This is a genomic window from Nocardia higoensis NBRC 100133, assembly GCF_000308595.1.
Lineage (GTDB): Bacteria > Actinomycetota > Actinomycetes > Mycobacteriales > Mycobacteriaceae > Nocardia > Nocardia higoensis.
The window spans coordinates 27,161-45,471 of the sequence record NZ_BAGA01000051.1 but is presented as its reverse complement, the minus strand read 5'-3'; the positions used below and the strand labels follow the sequence as shown (position 1 = coordinate 45,471).

Annotated in this window: 17 protein-coding genes and 1 pseudogene; 4 read left to right on the top strand and 14 right to left on the bottom strand. The window is 70.2% G+C overall.

What is annotated here, in order from left to right; translation table 11 throughout:
* Both ON26_RS06525 and lepA read right to left on the bottom strand, forming a co-directional pair.
* Positions 1–1,176: pseudogene (locus ON26_RS06525) on the bottom strand (hypothetical protein); the annotation flags it as partial.
* Between the two features lie 148 nt (positions 1,177–1,324).
* Positions 1,325–3,175, bottom strand: a complete 1,851-nt coding sequence (lepA, locus tag ON26_RS06520; protein ID WP_157171803.1) for a translation elongation factor 4 — start codon at positions 3,173–3,175, stop codon at positions 1,325–1,327.
* A gap of 111 nt (positions 3,176–3,286) precedes the next feature.
* On the opposite strand from lepA, the gene ON26_RS06515 reads away from it, so the two are divergent.
* The gene (locus ON26_RS06515; RefSeq protein ID WP_040795069.1) at positions 3,287–3,838 is read left to right on the top strand and encodes a type II toxin-antitoxin system PemK/MazF family toxin; all 552 of its coding nucleotides are present in this window, start codon (positions 3,287–3,289) and stop codon (positions 3,836–3,838) included.
* A 45-nt stretch (positions 3,839–3,883) separates the two neighbouring features.
* Here the strand turns inward: ON26_RS06515 and ON26_RS06510 are convergent, their stop codons facing one another.
* A complete protein-coding gene (locus ON26_RS06510) occupies positions 3,884–4,744 on the bottom strand; it encodes an aquaporin (RefSeq protein ID WP_083883797.1) in 861 nt (286 codons plus the stop codon).
* A 274-nt stretch (positions 4,745–5,018) separates the two neighbouring features.
* On the opposite strand from ON26_RS06510, the gene rpsT reads away from it, so the two are divergent.
* Both rpsT and ON26_RS06500 read left to right on the top strand, forming a co-directional pair.
* Positions 5,019–5,279: a 30S ribosomal protein S20 gene (gene rpsT / locus ON26_RS06505; RefSeq protein WP_040795068.1), complete on the top strand. Its 261-nt coding sequence runs from the start codon at positions 5,019–5,021 to the stop codon at positions 5,277–5,279.
* Between the two features lie 123 nt (positions 5,280–5,402).
* Positions 5,403–5,651: a hypothetical protein gene (locus ON26_RS06500; protein WP_040795067.1), complete on the top strand. Its 249-nt coding sequence runs from the start codon at positions 5,403–5,405 to the stop codon at positions 5,649–5,651.
* A 138-nt stretch (positions 5,652–5,789) separates the two neighbouring features.
* Here the strand turns inward: ON26_RS06500 and holA are convergent, their stop codons facing one another.
* Entirely contained in the window at positions 5,790–6,761 is a 972-nt protein-coding gene (gene holA / locus ON26_RS06495; protein ID WP_040795084.1) for a DNA polymerase III subunit delta, read from the bottom strand.
* A 313-nt stretch (positions 6,762–7,074) separates the two neighbouring features.
* Positions 7,075–8,427: a ComEC/Rec2 family competence protein gene (locus tag ON26_RS06490; RefSeq protein WP_218000549.1), complete on the bottom strand. Its 1,353-nt coding sequence runs from the start codon at positions 8,425–8,427 to the stop codon at positions 7,075–7,077.
* A 79-nt stretch (positions 8,428–8,506) separates the two neighbouring features.
* Here ON26_RS06490 and ON26_RS34155 point away from each other — a divergent pair, with 79 nt between their 5' ends.
* Positions 8,507–8,821, top strand: coding sequence for a hypothetical protein (locus ON26_RS34155; protein WP_218000548.1), 315 nt, complete (start codon positions 8,507–8,509; stop codon positions 8,819–8,821).
* A gap of 322 nt (positions 8,822–9,143) precedes the next feature.
* Here the strand turns inward: ON26_RS34155 and ON26_RS32095 are convergent, their stop codons facing one another.
* From ON26_RS32095 to ON26_RS06440, 9 genes are all read right to left on the bottom strand, one after another.
* On the bottom strand, positions 9,144–10,409 hold the full coding sequence (locus ON26_RS32095) for a ComEA family DNA-binding protein (protein ID WP_083883793.1): 1,266 nt from the start codon (positions 10,407–10,409) through the stop codon (positions 9,144–9,146).
* Positions 10,410–10,529: 120 nt separating this feature from the next.
* Positions 10,530–11,372: a DegV family protein gene (locus ON26_RS06475; protein WP_040795065.1), complete on the bottom strand. Its 843-nt coding sequence runs from the start codon at positions 11,370–11,372 to the stop codon at positions 10,530–10,532.
* 3 nt (positions 11,373–11,375) lie between these two features.
* Complete coding sequence (gene octT, locus ON26_RS35005; RefSeq protein ID WP_040795081.1) at positions 11,376–12,119, bottom strand: diglucosylglycerate octanoyltransferase; 744 nt, start codon at positions 12,117–12,119, stop codon at positions 11,376–11,378.
* Positions 12,120–13,206: 1,087 nt separating this feature from the next.
* On the bottom strand, positions 13,207–13,866 hold the full coding sequence (locus ON26_RS06465) for a histidine phosphatase family protein (protein ID WP_040795064.1): 660 nt from the start codon (positions 13,864–13,866) through the stop codon (positions 13,207–13,209).
* Positions 13,863–14,267, bottom strand: a complete 405-nt coding sequence (gene rsfS / locus ON26_RS06460) for a ribosome silencing factor (RefSeq protein ID WP_040795063.1) — start codon at positions 14,265–14,267, stop codon at positions 13,863–13,865. The genes ON26_RS06465 and rsfS overlap by 4 nt, the downstream gene beginning before the upstream one ends.
* Positions 14,268–14,303: 36 nt before the next feature.
* Complete coding sequence (gene nadD / locus ON26_RS06455; RefSeq protein WP_281032359.1) at positions 14,304–14,945, bottom strand: nicotinate-nucleotide adenylyltransferase; 642 nt, start codon at positions 14,943–14,945, stop codon at positions 14,304–14,306.
* 22 nt (positions 14,946–14,967) lie between these two features.
* Entirely contained in the window at positions 14,968–15,819 is an 852-nt protein-coding gene (locus tag ON26_RS06450; RefSeq protein WP_051026747.1) for a hypothetical protein, read from the bottom strand.
* 152 nt (positions 15,820–15,971) lie between these two features.
* On the bottom strand, positions 15,972–17,396 hold the full coding sequence (locus ON26_RS06445; RefSeq protein ID WP_040795062.1) for a vWA domain-containing protein: 1,425 nt from the start codon (positions 17,394–17,396) through the stop codon (positions 15,972–15,974).
* 1 nt (position 17,397) lies between these two features.
* The gene (locus ON26_RS06440) at positions 17,398–18,291 is read right to left on the bottom strand and encodes an AAA family ATPase (RefSeq protein WP_040795061.1); all 894 of its coding nucleotides are present in this window, start codon (positions 18,289–18,291) and stop codon (positions 17,398–17,400) included.
* Between the last annotated feature and the right edge of the window lie 20 nt (positions 18,292–18,311).

The following is an 18,311-nucleotide window of genomic DNA, read 5'->3' as shown; positions in this document are numbered from 1 at the left end:
CGGAGCGACGGGGACTGCGGCCACCACGGGCGCGGGCGCGGGCTGGGGGGCGGAGACGGGGGTACCGGCCGCGGCGGGCGTACCCGTGGCCGCCGCCGGGGTGGCGCCACCGGCGCCGGGGCCCGACTGCTCGTTGACGCGGTTGCCGGGCGCACCCGGACCACTGCCGCCCATCCACTCGGACATCTTGTCGATCTGCTCGCCGACATTGTTGCCCGCGGCTGCCTTGACGGTGAGCCCGGCCGAGGCGTCCACGCGGACATCGGTGGTCAGATAGACGCCCTTGGGTCCGATCTCGAGATCCACATCGACCTTGGCCCAGATCTGGGCATAGGCGTCGGTCTCGATCCAGACGCCGAAGCCCTCACCCGCGCCCTCTCCGATGCCGTCGAACAGGTCCCGGCCCTGGAACGGATCGAATCCGCTGTAGAAGTCCTCGGCGCGGGGAGCCGACCCCTCGCTCCCGTCCTCGGGTCCGATCTCGCCGACGGCGGGCTTCGTCGGCAGGAACGGATTGGCGGCCGGGTTGGTCAGGTCGTCGAGGCCGGGAGCGCCGAAGTCGTAACCGGGCTGACCGGTGCCGTGCCCGGGCAGGCCGAAGCCGTCCGGCCGCCACCAGTCCGACGGGTCGTCGTGGCCGGGACCGTAGCCGCCGCCGGTGACGGGCGAGACCGATCCCTCGGTCGGAGCCGGCACATCGTCGGTGCCGTAGCCGTAGCCGCTGCCGTAGTCCGAGGAGGCGCCGGAGTCGCGGTAGTACTCGTGGTAATCGGGATACTCGCCGTAGGAGCGCGCCTCCTGCGTCGGTGCGGACGGGTCGTGCCCGGCGCTCGCCAGATCGATCACGGTGGGCGCGTCACCGAAGCCGGGGACGGGTGCGGGCACGGGATCGGAGTCGTACCGGAAGCTGGGCACCGGGTCCGGGAAGGTGACCACCGGGCTGGGCACATCGGGCTGCGGGTCGCTGTTGTAGGCCCAGCCCGCGTTCCAGCTGTCGAGCTGCTGCCCGTCGGACTGCCCGGAACCGCCGGCCCCGTGCGAGGCCACCAGCGCGCCGCCGGTGACATAGGCGCCCGCTCGCGCCACCCGCGCGACGCCGGTGGCGATCTTGTAAGCGGTGTCGTCTCCTGGCGCCGTGACAGCGGGGTCGTCGTCGAAAGGCAAGTCGCGCTTCATAAGGGCTCCACGTCTCGGGAATGCCGGCCATCCTCACCCCGGCCGCCCGAGAGAAGACATCCATACGATATTTCCGCTGGCCCCGGCTGTCACATCTTCGGCACAGGCCGGTCACCACAGTGTGATGACCGACACATATGCCGATTCGCTATTTCTTCTCTTTCGGCTTGTCCGAGGACGCGTCGGAGGACAGCGCGGCCACGAAGGCTTCCTGCGGAACGTCCACCCGGCCGATGGTCTTCATCCGCTTCTTGCCTTCCTTCTGCTTCTCGAGCAGCTTGCGCTTACGGCTGATGTCACCGCCATAGCACTTGGCCAGCACATCCTTGCGGATGGCGCGGATGTTCTCGCGCGCAATGACTTTCGAACCGATCGCGGCCTGGATCGGCACCTCGAACTGCTGACGCGGGATCAGCTCGCGCAGCTTGGTCGTCATCTTGTGGCCGTAGGCCTGCGCGGCGTCCTTGTGCACGATCGCCGAGAACGCGTCCACCGCCTCACCCTGCAGTAGGATGTCGACCTTCACCAGATCCGAGATCTGCTCGCCGGACTCCTCGTAGTCGAGGCTGGCGTAGCCGCGGGTGCGCGACTTCAGCGAGTCGAAGAAGTCGAAGATGATCTCGGCCATCGGCAGGGTGTAGCGCAGCTCGACGCGGGTCTCCGACAGGTAGTCCATGCCGCCCAGCTCACCGCGGCGCGACTGGCACAGCTCCATGATCGAGCCGATGAACTCGCTGGGCGAGATGATGGTGCACTTCACCACCGGCTCGAACACCTTGCGCACCTTGCCCTCCGGCCAGAAGGAGGGGTTGGTGACGACATGTTCGGCGCCGTCCTCCATCTCCACCCGGTAGACCACGTTCGGCGCGGTCGAGATGAGGTCGAGGTCGAACTCGCGCTGCAGGCGCTCGCGGGTGATCTCCATGTGCAGCAGACCGAGGAAGCCGCAGCGGAAGCCGAAGCCCAGCGCCACCGAGGTCTCCGGGGTGTAGCTGAGTGCCGCGTCGTTGAGCTGGAGCTTCTCCAGCGCGTCGCGCAGATCCGGGTAGTCCGAGCCGTCCACCGGGTACAGACCCGAGTAGACCATCGGCCGCGGTTCGCGATAGCCGGTGAGCGGATCGGTCGCGCCGTTGCGCGCCGCGGTCACCGTGTCGCCGACCTTGGACTGGCGCACGTCCTTCACGCCGGTGATCAGGTAACCCACCTCACCCACGCCCAGACCGGTGGTCGGCTTGGGCTCCGGGGACACGATGCCGATCTCCAGCAGCTCGTGGGTCGCGCCGGTGGACATCATCTTGATCTTCTCGCGCGGGGTGAGCTTGCCGTCGACCACGCGCACATAGGTCACCACGCCGCGGTAGGTGTCGTAGACCGAGTCGAAGATCATCGCCCGCGCGGGCGCGTCCGGATCGCCGACCGGCGCGGGCACCTGCTTGATCACCTCGTCGAGCAGCTCCGGCACGCCGACACCGGTCTTGCCCGACACCCGCAGCACATCCGAGGGGTCGCAGCCCACGATGTGGGCGAGCTCGGCGGCGTAGCGATCCGGATCGGCGGCGGGCAGATCGATCTTGTTCAGCACCGGGATGACGGTCAGATCCTTGTCCAGTGCCAGATACAGATTGGCCAGGGTCTGCGCCTCGATGCCCTGCGCGGCGTCCACCAGCAGAATCGCGCCCTCGCAGGCCTCGAGCGCGCGGGAGACCTCGTAGGTGAAGTCGACGTGCCCGGGGGTGTCGATGAGGTGCATGACGTAGTCGGTGTCCTCGACGCGCCACGGCAGGCGCACGTTCTGCGCCTTGATCGTGATGCCGCGCTCACGCTCGATGTCCATCCGGTCCAGGTACTGGGCGCGCATCGCGCGCTCCTCGACCACACCGGTGAGCTGCAGCATCCGGTCGGCCAGCGTCGACTTGCCGTGGTCGATGTGCGCGATGATGCAGAAGTTCCGGATCCGCGACGGATCGGTGAACGTCGTATCGGCGAAGCTGGCGGGCACTGAACTCCTCAGCTGGGGTATCGGCAAACTGCCCCCATCGTCCCATGTGCGCGCGAGCACGATCGCCACCGGTCCCGGGCCTACCGGCGTGAGCGCCGTTATTCTCCAGAGATGGCGCGCAATTGGAACGCGATCGGCAAGCAGCTGAGCACGATCGCGAAACAACAGGGCCCCCGGATCGCCAAGCAGCAGGGGCCGCGACTGGTCCAGCGCCTGGTCGGCGGCCTCTCGCAGCGGAAGCCCGCACCGGCGACCGGGCGGCCCGCCGCATCGATGCCGGTTCCGACCGCGGAGCGGGCCAGGCAGATCGTCTACGCACCGCACCTGGACGGCCGCGCCGATCCGGGCGAGATCGTGTGGACCTGGGTTCCCTACGAGGAGGACCCGAGCAACGGCAAAGACCGTCCGGTGCTGGTCGTCGGCCGCGACAAGCGCACCCTGCTCGGGCTCATGCTCTCGTCGAATTCCGAGCGTCAGCACGACCGCGACTGGCTCGCCATCGGCAGCGGCGACTGGGACCACCAGGGCAGGCCGAGCTGGGTGCGGCTGGACCGCGTGCTCGACGTGCCGGAGGCGGGCATCCGCCGCGAAGGCGCGATCCTGCCGCGTAAGACCTTCGACCTCGTCGCGCACCGGCTCGTCGTCGAATACAACTGGAGCTGATCTTGCGGCCGGTGATCCGGGACCGCCCGGATCACCGGATCCCGGTCACTCGGTGTCGGTGATCCCGCGGTCGGCCTCCTCGCTGTCGGCCCGCTCGCGTTCCAGCTCCCGCTCGATCTCCTGCACGATCTCGCGGCGACGGCCGAACAGCAGGCCGTAGATCAACGCGCCGAGCACGCCGCCGATCAGCGGAAAGACCACGAATGCCCACACCTGACCACCCGCGCCGTCCTGGTAGAAGGCGACACCGAGGCTCCGAGCCGGGTTCACCGAGGTGTTGTCGACCGGGATCGCGACCAGGTGCATGACCGCGAGCGTGACGCCGATCGACAGCCCGGCCAGCGGCACGTCGGAGATCTGGTCGGTGGAGGCCAGCACCACGAAGACCAGAACCGCGGTGAGCAGGACTTCCACGATCACCATCGCCGCGAAGCCGTAGCCGTCCTGGACGACTACCTGGCCGAGCGGCCCCTTCACGGCCGAGGGACTGTGCGGCCCCCAGCCGTTGGCACCGAGCCCGTCGACCGCCCGGTCGTAGGAGGGCAGGTTCTTGGCCAGCGCGAAGAGCACGAGACCGGCCAGAAAGGCGCCGATCAGCTGAGCCACGATGTAGCCGGCCGCGTTGACCGCCGATACCCGCCCGAGAATCAGCTGCCCGGTGGTGACCGCCGGATTGACGTGACAACCCGACAGCGGCCCGATCGAGTAGACCAGGAACATCAGGGTGAGGCCGAAGGCCAGCGCGATGCCGAGCGCCCCGACCCGGTCGCCGGCCAGCACCGCCGTGCCGACACCGCTCATCACCAGCACGAAGGTGCCGAACCCCTCCGCCGCCCACTTCTTACCGTCGGGAATCGGCCGGTTCTCGGCGAATTCCTCTACTACTTCCTGCGCCGTCGGAGACATACAGACACACCTTCCGCCATCTCGAGCCGTTTCTGCCGCTGAGCCGAATTTGCTGCCGCTACGCCAAGACGAGGTACTGCCGGAACGTTCCTGTCTGGAAAGCTACGCCAGGCGGGTGGCAGGGACAATGACCACGGACCGGATGCGATTTCGTGTGCCGCGTCGGGGCTGGTACCCTCGACATTCGGCATGGCGTGACCCGATATTCCGGAGTTTCGCCGTCGCGAGACTTCTCGAAGCAACCCATTCAGCGACAGGAACACGAGGAACAGGCGTGGCCAACATCAAGTCCCAGGTGAAGCGGATTCGTACCAACGAGGAAGCGCGCAAGCGCAACCAGTCGGTCAAGTCCGCGCTGCGCACCGCGATCCGCAGCTTCCGTGAAGCCGCCGCGGCCGGCGACAAGGACAAGGCCGCCGAGCGTCTGCAGTTCGTGAGCCGCAAGCTCGACAAGGCGGCCTCGAAGGGCGTCATCCACGCCAACCAGGCCGCCAACAAGAAGTCGGCGCTCGCGCTGGCCCTCAACAAGCTCTGATTTCCCGGTCCCGCACGCCGGGACCGGATTTCGCTGACGCAGCCGCCGCGGCCTCGATGACCACGGCGGCTTTTGTCGTGCCCGTCGGGCGTTCTGTCGCCTCGGACCGCTACCATTCCGCGCATGGTAACCGTCTACGCGAATCAGACCGTGGTCAGAGCAGAGGATCTGCCGGATGTGATCCGGGCCGCCGAAGTGCTGGGAATCGGCCTGCGGATCGAGAACGTCATGGTTCCCGACGACGAGGGCGGCTATACGCCCGAGTGGATCGTCACCAGGGAGGACGATATCCCGGTGTACGACGAATGGGAGGGCCGTTTCGACGAGTCCGACATCGACGAGGAGCTGGTGATCTCCGCGACGTCCGAGTGAGCGAACGCGGCACGCCCACCGATGCCCCCGGCCGACCGTAGCCGGGCGTCGCCGAATCGGCTGGGGGTCCGTTCGCCACGGACTCCCACATTCGACGGTGCCTACCGGTCTACCGGCCGTGCTCGCCGGGTTGCGCCGTCAGTTGGCGGCGCGCAGATCGAGAATGCGTCCCAGGGCATGTTCGAGGGCGTAGCCGGAGTCCGCCGCCCCGCCCTTCACATCCGCGTTCAGGGCCGCCACGACCTGCAGTGCCACGCCGATGGAGGCGGGAGTCCAGCCCCGCGCCTGGGCCTGTGCCTTCTTCACCTTCCAGGGCGGCATGCCGAGTTGCTGAGCGAGGGCGAACGGGTCGCCCCGGCCCGCCGAACCCACCCGCGCGATGGTGTGCACCGAATCGGCCAGCGCGTCGGCGAGCAGCACATGCGCCACCCCGCGGTCGGTGGCCCAGCGCAAGGCCTCCATGGCCGCCGCCCGGTCACCGGTCACCGCGAGTTCGGCGACCTCGAAACCGTTCACCTCCGCCTTGCCCGAGTAGTAGCGCCGCACCGCACCGACATCGACCTTGCCACCGGTGTCGGCCACCAGCTGCGAGCAAGCTGCGGCCAATTCGCGCAGCTCCGACCCAACCGACTCGAGCAGGGCCTGCACCACGTCGCCGGAGACCCGGACCCCCGCCGTCCGGAACTCCGCGCGGACGAACTCGACCCGTTCGGTGGCCTTGGTGAGCTTGGCGCACTCGTGCACCACCGCGCCCGCCTTCTGCAGCGCGGGCACCATAGCCTTGGCCCGGCCGCCGCCGGAGTGCAGCACCACGATCACGACACCGTCCGGAGGATCCTTCGCCGCGTCGGCGATCAATCCCGCTGCTTCCTTGCCCGCCTCGGCCGCGGACTCGAGCACGATCACGCGGTCCTCGGCGAACAGCGAGGGACTCAGCAGTTCGGCCAGCTCCGCCGTACCGGAATCGCCCGCCCGCCGCCGGTCCACCGGGACCGCGTCGGGGTCGGGCGCGACCGCCCGCACCCCGGAGACGATCGCGGACACCGCGCGCTCGATCAACAACTCTTCCTCGCCGAGGACGAGGTGTACCGGTGCCGGTCGTTCGCTCACCCGGCCGATCCTACGGACCCGGGCCACCACCACGACGCTCGATGTCGAGCTGGTCGCAGCCCGACGCGCGACACCCAGCGCCGCGACGCTCGACGCCCGGCGAGACGTGACCCGACGCCACGACGCCACGAACCTGACGCTCGACACCACGACACCCGACGCCTACGCCCGACGCGACGTAACCCGGCACCCGACACCACGACGCCCGACGCCTACGCCCGGCGCGACGTAACCCGGCACCCGACACCACGACGCCCGAGACCACGACGCGACGTAACCCGACACCGCGAGACCCGACGCCCCGCGCGGCGGATCACGAGGCGCGACTTGCAGGCCGAGCGTGTCCGGAGCCGCTGGGACCGGAACCGGTCGGTGCGCGTGAGCGGATCAGCAGGACAACCCAGATGGCAACGGCGGCGGCCGCGGCCCCGCCCGCGGTCCCACCCGGCACGTCGACGGCCGCGCCGGGCAGCGCCGCGGCACGGTCACCGACGGTCAGCAACCACCACATCGGCAGCGCCGCCAGATGCAGAAACCCTTGCGCGAGGGGCGACCACAGCCACGCGACCGCCGCGGCCAGGGCGCCGAGCACGGTGATGGGGGCGACGACCGGGGCCACCAGGACGTTCGCCGCGATCGCGACCACGCTGACCCGGCCGGTCAATGCCACCATGATCGGCAGAGTGACGGTGAACGCGGCCGCCGACACCGCGAGTAGCTCGGCGGGAAACTGCCACCAGCCCCGGTTGCGGAGCCGGTCCGCCCAGCCGGGTGCGAGCAGGATCAGCCCGCCGGTCGCCAGCACAGACAGCGCGAAGCCCGCGCTCACGGCCAATTCCGGCCGGACCAGCAGTACGCCGATGACCGCGGCGCACAAGGCGGGCAGCGCCTGTTTTCGCCGGCCGGTGAGCAGGGCGAGCAGTGTCACCGCTCCCATCGCGGCAGCGCGCAGCACGCTCGGATCGGGCCGCGCGATCACCACGAACATCGCCATCGCCGCGGCCGCGACCCCCACCGACGCCCGTGGTCCCAGCGTCAGCCTGCGAGCGACGGCCAGCACGGCCGCGCCGATGATCGCGAAATTCGCCCCGCTGACGACACACAGATGCTGCAATCCGGCGATCTCGAACTCGTCGCGCACCGAGTCCGGCAGTCCGCCGGTGTCCCCGACGACCAGCGCGGGCAACAGCCCGGCCGCTTCCTCCGGCAGCGCCCGCACCGCCGCCGCACGCAGGCCGGTGCGCACCGCCACCGCGACACGCTGCCACCAGGGCAGCGGGCCGGCGATCTCGGGATTCCCCTCCGCGCGCAGAATCGCCACCGTGAGATCCCGGCGATCGGGTTGCCCCACCCTGGCATCGAAGGCGATCGCCTGCCCGGGCGGCAGCGTGGCCCAGCCGTCGCCGCCGGCCAGCACCACCACCGCTCCCCCGCCGCGCACGACGACATCGCCGCGCCGATAGGCCCCCAGTTCGGCACGCACCACCCACCGCTGCCGCCCGTCGAACGATCTGCCGCGTAGCGGTCTCGGATCACCGACCGGCGTCACGGTCACCTCGATGCGCGCCTTGGCACCGATGTCCCGCAACGGATGAGCATCCACCTGATACGCCCGCCAGCTCGCCGACAAGGCGAAGCCCGCTGCCAGACCCGCCGTCGCGACCACAACCGTCAGCAGCGTGCGGCGGCCGCTCGTCCCACAGGTCGCCGGTGACCGCCACCGCCTCTGTGGACGGTGCTCGTCCTTGCGCGGCACGGTGGCCGAGCGGCACGTCCACGTCGACGCTCGCCGCGACGACAGCGGCTGGGTACTCGGCCCCGCCACCGGGCTCGACCGCCGTGTGCAGCCGGACGGCCGCGAGAGCTTTCGTCGCCTCCCCACGCGCTCCGTACACCCACGGGTGCCGATCACCCAGATCACCACTCCGGTCACCGAGGCCACAACGGCGACAACGACTCCCACCGGCCATCCGGCACGGATCACCACCAACGTGGTCATCCAAGCGCCCGAGGCCGCGGGCAGAAGCCGGGCGTCGAGAAGCTCCGTCGGCCTCCGATGATCCCCGACCAGAGCCTGTCGTATGCGTCGGACAGTCGCCCCGGCCGCCCCGCCTCGAACGTGTGGAGCAGCCGTTCCCGACACTGCGCCCGGAACACGTCCAGCTACCGCCCCCACCACCGCGAACCGAACACGTCGGGCAACCGCCCCCACCGACACGACCCGCGGACTCGAGGCGGCCACCACGTCTCGTATGCGTGGGCCGGCTCTCCCCCATCCGGGTCGCGGCGGGGCCTCGCTCGGGCCTGTGCGCCGCGACCACCGCCTGATTGCCGACGTGGCCGGGCGTGCGGGCCGGGCGCGCGCGGCACGGCGCCGGTGCGTCATACCGTGACCAGATCTCTGAGGCGGGCCAACCGAGTGGGGCCGATGCCGTCGACTTCGGCGAGCTGATCGATCGAGCCGAAGCGGCCGTTGGCCGTGCGCCAGGCCAGGATGGCGCGGGCGGTCACGGGGCCGATTCCCGGCAGGGCGTCGAGTTGCGCCTCGGTCGCGGAGTTGAGGTCCACCTTGCCGGTGGGACCGATCTCCGGCGTGGTGTCCGCACCGGGCGCGGCGCCGGACCCGCTGACGGTCACGCTGCCCGCCTGCGGGGGACCGCCCTCGTGTGGGGCCGCGCCGACGAGGATCTGGTCACCGTCCCGAACCCGCTGCGCGAGATTGAGACCGGTCAGATCCGCGCCTTCCCGTGCCCCGCCCGCGGCCGCGACGGCGTCGGCGACACGGGCGCCTTCGGGCAGTCGGACGAGGCCGCTGTTGTGGACGAGGCCGACGACACTGACGACGAGTTCGACCGGCGCACCGGCGCTTACGGGTGGCGAGAGCCCGGCATCGGGCGGCCGTGCCTCGGACGTGGGTACTCCCGGCCCGATCGTCGTTGTCTGCACGGAGGCGAGCGGCGGTACAGGATAGGAAACCGGTCGCTCACGCATCACCACGTACGCCGTGAGGAACAGCGCGATCAGGCCGACGACCGCCAAGGTGAGCGCCCCGCGACGGCCCGGGTCGAGTCGCGCGCCCCCGAATCGGCCGACCGGCACAGCATCGTCCCCCTCGAAGTCGTCGTCCCCGCCGAGGTCGTCGTCGCGATCGTGGCGGTCGCGCAACCAGTCCGGTGTCCGGACGTCGGTCTCGTCATCGGTTTCGGCGACGGCCGACGGCGCCCGGACATCGGACCCGACGGTGCGGCGCTGCCGTCGGACGGGCTGCGCCGGAACCGGTTTCGGCGTGCCTTCCCGCACCCCTTCCCCGATGGACGACAGTGCCGAATCCGGGGGTGCGATCGTCGATGCGGTGCTGGTCCTCGGCGCTGTGCCGGACCCCGCACCCGCCCGCACCTGCTCCCCGGCAGCCTCATCGTCCGGTAGGTGTTCCAGATGCCACCGCGAGGTGGTCCGGGTGATGGAATCCGTCGACTCGGTTCGTCGTTCGCGTCCCTCCCGGACGGCCGAGCGCAGGTGCACACGGTCGGGATGCTCGACCGCGTTCGGTTTCCCCGGTGGGAGTACCGCCGCACGGCTCGCACCCACTCGCTCGGACAGCACCCCCAGCCGGCGGCGACGCCGCTCGCGTTCGTCATGTCGCACCATGTCGGCGAGAGTACGACCCACGGGAGCCGGAAACAGTTGCGCGACCAGGGAATACACCGGCCCTGTGGACAACCCCGGGGCTGTGGAGAACTCAGATCCGAGCGGCCGGGGCCGGCGCGCTCACCCGCATCCGCCGGGCACCACGAGCACCCCGACCGCGCCGAGGCCGAGGTGCACGCCGAGCACGGGACCGAACTCCGCCACGATGAGTTCGGCTATGCCGGGAACCCGCTCGCGCAGCTGATTCGCGATGTTCTCGGCGGTGTCGGCGGCGCCCAGATGTTGCACGGCGACAGCGGCGCCGTCCGCGCCCGCCGCCTCCACCGCGGCGGCGACCAGGCGGGCGTGTGCCTTGGAGCGAGTGCGGGCCTTCTCCCGCAACTCCAGTCGGCCCTCGACGATCTGCAGAATGGGTTTGGTGACCAATTCACTGCCGAAAAACGAGGCCGCGGTGCTCAACCGGCCGCCACGGCGCAATTGTTCGGTGCGGTTGACCAGGATGAAGGTCCTGGCCCGGTGCGCCGCGGTGACCGCCGCCTCGTAGACCTCGTCCAGCGCGGCGCCCTGGGCAGCGCGACGGGCGGCGGCCAGGGTGGGCAAGCCGGTGGCCAGGCCCGCGCCGAGCGAGTCGACCAGACGAATGTCGCCGTCCGTGCCCAGATCCCGCACGGCCTGCCTGCCCGCCTCCCAGGTGGCCGAGAGCTGGCGGGACAGGTGTACGGCCACCACGCCGTCACCGCCGCTGCGGGCCAGGGCGCGTTCGTAGGCCTCGCGCATCTCGCCGGGCGAGGCCGCCGAGGTGGTCACCGTGTCCGAGCTGTAGTCGATCTCGATCGGGTCGACGCCATCTCGGATCGCGCGGTCACCGACCAGCACGTGCAGGGGGACCACGGCGATGCCGAGCTCGTCCACCGTTTCGGTGGGCAGGCCGGCCGACGAATCGGTGACGACCACGACGGCCACGGACTACCGAACCTCCTGCAGGGTCTTCACCATCGCGTTCGCGACCGCGGTATGACCGTCCCAGCCCCAGTGGATGCCGTCGGGGTTGGCGTCGCCGGAGAAGATGTTCTCCCGCACCGCTTCCGCGAGATCAACCAGCGGCACCGCGGTCTTCTCCGACCACGCGCGCAGTGCCTTCTCGGCGCGCGGGCGACCGGAGTGCACCCGCCCGTAGGCGTCGCAGTTGTGCACCGAGGGCAGCACGGCGATCACCGGCAGGTCGGGGCGCAACTGGGTGATCGCCTGCCGCGACTGTTCCAGGTAATCCACGCTCAGCCGCGGCGGCAGCGCCACCGGCCGGCCCAGCTTGGACAGCTTCGGCTGCAGCCAGTTGTAGACATTGCGTACCACCCGGCGCAGGGCAGGCGGGCGGATGTAGCGGATCAGTTCCCGCAGCGCGGTGGGCAGCGGCGAGGGCAGCGTGTCCATGCCGCCCACCGCGAAGACCACGGCGGAAGCCTTCGGCACGGCCGCCCAGATCCGGGGATCGCCGATCAGCGCCCAGTAGGCGTCGCGGCTGGTCCAGCCGATCCGGCCGACGAGCTCGACATCCCAATCCAGTTCCGCGCCGACCAGATTCGGCCAGATTCGCGGATGATCGGCGGGCAGTCCGCCCTTCGGTCCGAAGTAGGACAGCGAATCGGCGATGACGATCAGCACCGGACGCTGCGATGCCGCCGGTACCTGCGCCGGGGCCGCGGCGGCCACCGGGGACGGCGATCCGGCATCGGCGCCCGCGTCGGGTGTCGAGGGAGTTGCCGCCGTCGGGGTCAGCTCCGCAGGAGCATCGACCGCCGGGGTGGATGCCTCCCCGGCAACGAGCCGGTCGCCGGCCGCGGGGTCGCCGGTTGCGCCCTCTCCGATCGCGGCTTCTTCGATCACGGCGTTGCCGGTCGCGGCGTCGTCAGTAGCGGCGCCTTCGGTCACGGCCTTGCCGTCCGCGGCGTCGCCGGTAACGGTGTCGCCCAGCGCACCGGCGGTGTCGGGTGCGCTCGCGGGCGCAGCCGCGTCACCGGCACTCGCCTCGGCGACCGCCTCCGCGGCAACCGAATCCGACTCTGGTTCCGCCTTGGCGACAGCGGTACCGCTCTCGGCCACGATCGTGCCCGGAGCGGAACTCGTTCCGGCACCGACGGCCGCGGCGGATCCGGCTGCGACCGGACCGTCGGCCGAGTCCGCCTCGGCGACCGCATCGGCGCCGACCGCGGCAGAGCCCGACTCGGCATCTGATTCCATTGCGCCCGAATCCACGCCGGCCCTGGCGATCCCGGGATCCGTCCCGGCATCCACCGCCGGATCGGCAGCGGCCCCCGGCGCGGGATCCGCCTCGACAGCGGCTCGGCCGACCGAATCCGAATCCGGGGCAGTGTCCACGCCGCCCGGAGCCGAACCCGGATCGGCGACCTGCGATTCGCCGGAATCACCCGGCGCGGGCTCCTTCGTGGAAGCCGAAGCCTCGGAGCGCGATTCGGCCTCGTCGGCCTCGGGAGCGGGCGCAGCGGCTCCCGGTACGGGCGAACTCGGGAACGGCCCGCCGAACAGCAGGTCCGGCAACTGCCGTTCGGCCTTGGCCGAGACCTTCTGCTTGAACAGCTCGTCGGGCACCGACCGCGCGTCCTCGGCCGCCGCGCGCGCACGCCCCCTCGCCTCGGCGGGGTCGTCCTCCGGCATGTCCTCGCGGACCGGACCCGCCTTCGCCGGCGGCGGGCCGCCGAAAAGCGCATCGGGGAGTTGTCGTTCCGGTTTGGCACTCACCTTCCGGAACAGTTCGTCCGGTACGGACCGGTCGGGCTCATCAGAGGACATCGGGTGCTACCTTCGCCGCTGCGTTCCACACATCGAGACGCCAGCCGGGCTGGTCGATGCCTGGACCGTGGCTGCTCAGTTGCACCCAGCTGGTATTGGCCAGTCCACCGAGGACAGGCCAGTTCTGCGGCGGCAGTTCGAGCAGCGCGGCCGTCAAGGCGGCGATCAGCCCGCCGTGCGCAACCAGGATGATAGTCCCGCCGGGCCAATCCTGCCGCTCCTTGTACAACTCCTGGACCACGGGCAGCGCCCGGGCGCCGACCTCGAGTTTGCTCTCCCCGCCGGGCGGGCGATAGGTCGCGTCGAGCCGCCAGGCCACCCGAGCGCCGGGAGCCCGAGCGTCCACGTCGATGTGCGTCAACCCCTGCCAGTCACCGAGGTGGGTCTCGCGCAGGCGCGGATCCACGGTGACCGGCACGTCGGTGTGCTCGGCGAACGCGAGCGCGGTGTCGTGGGCCCGCCGCAGATCCGAGGTCACGATGGCGATGGCGTTACGCGAAACGAGTTCGCGGGCGGCCTCTTTCGCCTGCCGACGCCCCAGTTCGGTGAGGTCGGTGTCGACCTGGCCCTGCATACGATCGGAGGCGTTCCATTCCGTCTGCCCGTGCCGCAGCAGGATCAGCGTGCGGACGCCGGCGTACTTGTTCACGCGTCGTTTTCTCCCTCGGCGGCCGTCTCCGGCCGCGGTCCCCCGACACCCTCGACCGGCAGGACCGGGCAGTCCTTCCAGAGCCGTTCCAGCGCATAGAAATTACGCTCGTCATTGTGCTGGATGTGCACGACGACGTCGATGTAGTCCAGCAGCGCCCAGCGACCCTCGCGGGTGCCCTCGCGGCGCACGGGACGGTGCCCGGCCGCGCGCAGCTTCTCCTCGACGTTGTCGACGATGGCGTTGACCTGCCGCTCGTTCGGCGCCGACGCGATGATGAAGCAGTCGGTGATCACCAGTTGCTCGGAGACGTCGAGCACGACCACGTCGGTGGCCAGCTTCTCGTCGGCCGCGCGCGCCGCCACTTCGGCCATCGCGATCGCTTCGGCGGACGCGCTCACCCGCTCACCTCCGAGCGGTACACGTTCTCGTTCAACTCAGTTACCTTCCGAGGGCTCCGACACATACAGGTGCCGCTTCGATATGTACTGCACCACGCCGTCCGGGACGAGGTACCAGACCGGCCGCATGTGCGCGGCTCGGCGACGGCACTCGCTCGAGGAGATCGCCAACGCCGGGATTTCGAGCATGGTCACCGCATCATCGGGGAGGTCACGCAGGTGTTCCGCGAGATGATCGGTGTTCAGTTCGTAGCCCGGACGGCTCACCCCGACGAACTTGGCCAGTTCGAACAGTTCGGCCCAATCCTGCCACGACAGGATGTTCGCCAGTGCGTCCGCACCCGTGATGAAGTACAGCTGCGCGTCCGGGTACTGCGCTTTCATCTCCCGCAGGGTGTCCACGGTGTAGGTGACCTTGCCCCGGTCGATATCGGCGCGACTGACCGAGAACCGCGGGTTGGAGGCGGTCGCGATGACCGTCATGAGGTACCTGTCCTCGGCCGGGCTGACCGTCTTGTGCGCCTTCTGCCACGGCTGCCCGGTGGGGACGAAGATCACCTCGTCGAGCTCGAACCGGTGCGCGACCTCGCTGGCGGCGACCAGATGCCCGTGGTGGACGGGATCGAACGTGCCGCCCATCACACCCAGCTTGCGGCCCGCCGACCCTGTCTCGTGCATGAGCAACGAGCTTACTGCGGCCTCAATCGAGCATGTCGGTGAGCTGGCGGCGAGTGTGATCGAGCTCGTTGGCGATCTCCCGGCTGGGCTGTCTCTCGGCGCGCTCCTGCAATTCGGCCAGCAGGCTCCGCAACGCCTCGATGCTCGGCCCGCGCAGTTCGCTGGTCGGGGCTGCCCAGAACCGCAGCCAGGCCGCCGAGCGCAGGCAGCGGGCACGCGGGCCGATCCGGCCGAGCTCGCCCCACAGATCGGCAGCCCGCAGGTAGGCGAGCGCGGCCGGGCCGTCGGCGCCACAGGCATCCAGCGCCGAGGCCGCCGACCAGGTGAGCTCCGCACGCAGTTCCCGGTGATCGCGGTGCCCGCGAATGGAATGCGCGGCCGCGAGGTACTGCCGGGCGGCCCCGCGATGGTCGCTCAGCAACCGCAGCGAACGGCCGTACTGGCCGCGCAACACCGCCATCTCGGGAGCCGGATAGGGGGCGGGCCCGGCGAGCGCGGCGGCGAACAACTCGGCGGCGCGGGCGTGCCTGCCGGCGCGGTGCAGTGCGCGGGCGGCCACCAGGATCAGATGGGTGGCGGTGTCGCCGGACAGCGCTTCCCAGTGCCGCGCGGCATCGAGCGCGGCCTCGGCCAATTCGGGCTCGCGATCGTGCGCACCGGACAGCACCGTGACCAGTTGGGCGTGCAATCGCGCCAGCTGCTCCTCGGCCAGCACACCGGTCCCGGCGGCCAGCGCCGCACGCAGATAGCGCTCGGCTTCCTCGGGTGCGGTGAGCAAACTGCTCGCAGCCAGTTCGCCGAGCCTGGTCGCCTCCCCGATCGGATCGGGATCCGGGCCGGTCGATGTCACGCCGTCGGGCGTCGTACTCCCCATGGCGGCGAATGCTGGCCAGCTGCCCCAACGATCCGCTTAACAAATCCTTGAACGCGGGCACGGCGAAGCGCCGGGAGCTCGGCGACCTCTCGTTCGAGTCAGGATCGACAGGTGCATGCGGTTCGTTAACCGCGCGCGCGAATCGGTGGCGATCAGACCGGCAGCAGGCGGGAGACCACCTCGGTCAGCTGCCTGGCCGAGCGGCATTCGTGCATCTCGATGACATCGACATACTTGTCCGCCGCCGAGTCGCCCGAACCCCAGTTGTGCGTGGGCTCGGGGTTGAGCCAGTGCGCGTGTTTGGCGGTGCCGACCAGTTCCCGCAGGGTGTCCAGCGCCGGGTCGCGGTAGTTGGTGCGGGCGTCGCCGAGAATCAGCAGCGAGCTGCGGCTGGTGACGGCGTCGGGGAAGTGCTCGGCGAAGGAGCGCAATGCGTTGCCGTAGTCGGAGTGTCCGTCGAAGCCGACCACATCGGCCTCGGTGAGGATGCGCGTCATCGACTGATCGAGCTGGGTATGCGGGTCGAAGAAGCGGGTCACCTCGTCGGTGTTGTCGACGAAGGCGAAGATCCGTACCCGGGAGAACTGCTCGCGCAGGGCGCTCACCAGCAGCAGGGTGAAGTTGCTGAACCCGGCGACCGAACCGGAGACGTCGCACAGCAGGACCAGCTCCGGGCGCCCCGGGCGCGGCTTCTTGTTGACCAGGTCGATCGGCACGCCGCCGGTCGACATGGATTTGCGCAGGGTGCGCCGCAGGTCGATCTCACCGCGCCGGTGGTGCTTGCGCCGCACGGCCAGCCGGGAGGCCAGCACTCTGGCCAGTCGCTGGGTGCCGCGCCGCAGTTCGGCGAGTTCGCGTTCGGAGGCGCGCAGGAAGTCCACGTCCTCGGCCTGGCGCGCGACGCCGTAGTTGGCGACCCGCTCCTTGCCGATCCGCTCGGCGACCCGCCTGCGGGTCTCGGCGTCGACACTGGCGCGGAAGCCCTCGATGCGCTGGCGGGCCGCGCGCCGGGCGACCTCGGTTTCGAACTCGCCCGCATCGGGGCCGAGGGCCATTCCGGCCAGGATCTTGGCCAGCAGGGTCTGCGGCTGAACGTCCTTGAGCGCCTGGTACGCCGAGAACGACGGCCCGCGGGCGGACTGGTACTGCCCCATCTGCTCGACCATCTGGGCGGCCATCTGCTCGAGGCCGTCGGCGTCCTGCTGGGCCAGCATCTCGGCGAGCATCTCCCGCAGTGCGGGTATGTCGACCTCGCCGGAGGGCTTGCGCGGGATCTCGACGATCTCGTCCACGGCGGCGCGCTCACCGACCGCGACCGGAAACCACAGGTCGAACAGCCCGTCGAAGGTGGCGCGGTGGGTGGTGCGACGCAGCAGCGCGCACGCCAGACCCTCGCGCAGCACCTCGCGGTCGAGCAGGTCGAGGACGGTCACGACCCGGCCCGCGTCCACCGTTTCCGAGGGACCGACCGGGATGCCGCGCGCCCGCAACGCCTCGACGAAGCCGACGAGGTGGCCCGGGATGCCGTGGTCGGCGCGCAGCGATACCGGCGTCTCGGGGGACGATCCGGTGCTCATGTCAGGCCAGTTTCAGCTCGGACAGCGCGCGCTCGTGGTCGCTGCGATGCTTGAGCACGACACCGAGCGTGGCGCGCACGGTCGTGTCGTCGAGGTCCTTCATGCCCAGCGCGAGCAGGGTGCGACCCCAGTCGATGGATTCCGCGACCGACGGCAGCTTCTTGAGCTGCATCCCGCGCAGCACGTGCACGATCCGCACCAGCTGCGCCGAGACCGCCGCCGAGAGCTCCGGCACCCGGCTGGCCAGGATGCGCCGTTCGAGTTCCTCGTCCGGGAAATCCAAGTGCAGGTAGAGGCAGCGGCGCTTGAGAGCTTCCGACAGCTCCCTGGTGGCGTTGGAGGTCAGCACCACGAAGGGCTTGCGGCTGGCGGTGATGGTGCCCAATTCCGGGACGGTCACGGCGAAATCGCTGAGCACCTCGAGCAGCAGGCCCTCGATCTCGACATCGGCCTTGTCGGTCTCGTCGATCAGCAGCACGGTGGGATCGGTGCGGCGGATCGCGGTCAGCAGTGGCCGGGAGAGCAGGAACTCTTCGGTGAAGACGTCGGCCTTGGTCTCGGACCAGTCGTTCTCACTGGACGCCTGGATCCGCAGGATCTGCTTGGCGTGATTCCACTCGTAGAGCGCGCGGGCCTCGTCCACTCCCTCGTAGCACTGCAGCCGCACCAGTTCGGCGCCGGAGGTCTGCGCGACGGCGCGGGCCAGTTCGGTCTTGCCGACGCCGGCCGGGCCCTCGATCAGCAGCGGCTTGCCCAGCCGGTCGGCCAGGAACACCGAGGTGGCGGTGGATTTGTCGGCCAGGTAGCCGGTGGTGGCGAGCCGCTCGACGACATCGTCGACCGAGCTGAAGATCGGCTCCTGGGGTGCGTCGGCCACTGGTCTTTCCTTCCTCATCCGAGCGACACGGGACGGCG

Coding starts and splice junctions, on each gene's coding strand:
- ON26_RS06515 (WP_040795069.1), top strand. CDS start 3,287: ATGGCGCGCAATTGGAACGCGATCGGCAAGCAGCTGAGCACGATCGCG.
- ON26_RS06510 (WP_083883797.1), bottom strand. CDS start 4,744: ATGTCTCCGACGGCGCAGGAAGTAGTAGAGGAATTCGCCGAGAACCGG.
- ON26_RS06500 (WP_040795067.1), top strand. CDS start 5,403: ATGGTAACCGTCTACGCGAATCAGACCGTGGTCAGAGCAGAGGATCTG.
- ON26_RS32095 (WP_083883793.1), bottom strand. CDS start 10,409: ATGGTGCGACATGACGAACGCGAGCGGCGTCGCCGCCGGCTGGGGGTG.
- nadD (WP_281032359.1), bottom strand. CDS start 14,945: ATGCACGAGACAGGGTCGGCGGGCCGCAAGCTGGGTGTGATGGGCGGC.
- ON26_RS06450 (WP_051026747.1), bottom strand. CDS start 15,819: ATGGGGAGTACGACGCCCGACGGCGTGACATCGACCGGCCCGGATCCC.
- ON26_RS06445 (WP_040795062.1), bottom strand. CDS start 17,396: ATGAGCACCGGATCGTCCCCCGAGACGCCGGTATCGCTGCGCGCCGAC.
- ON26_RS06440 (WP_040795061.1), bottom strand. CDS start 18,291: ATGAGGAAGGAAAGACCAGTGGCCGACGCACCCCAGGAGCCGATCTTC.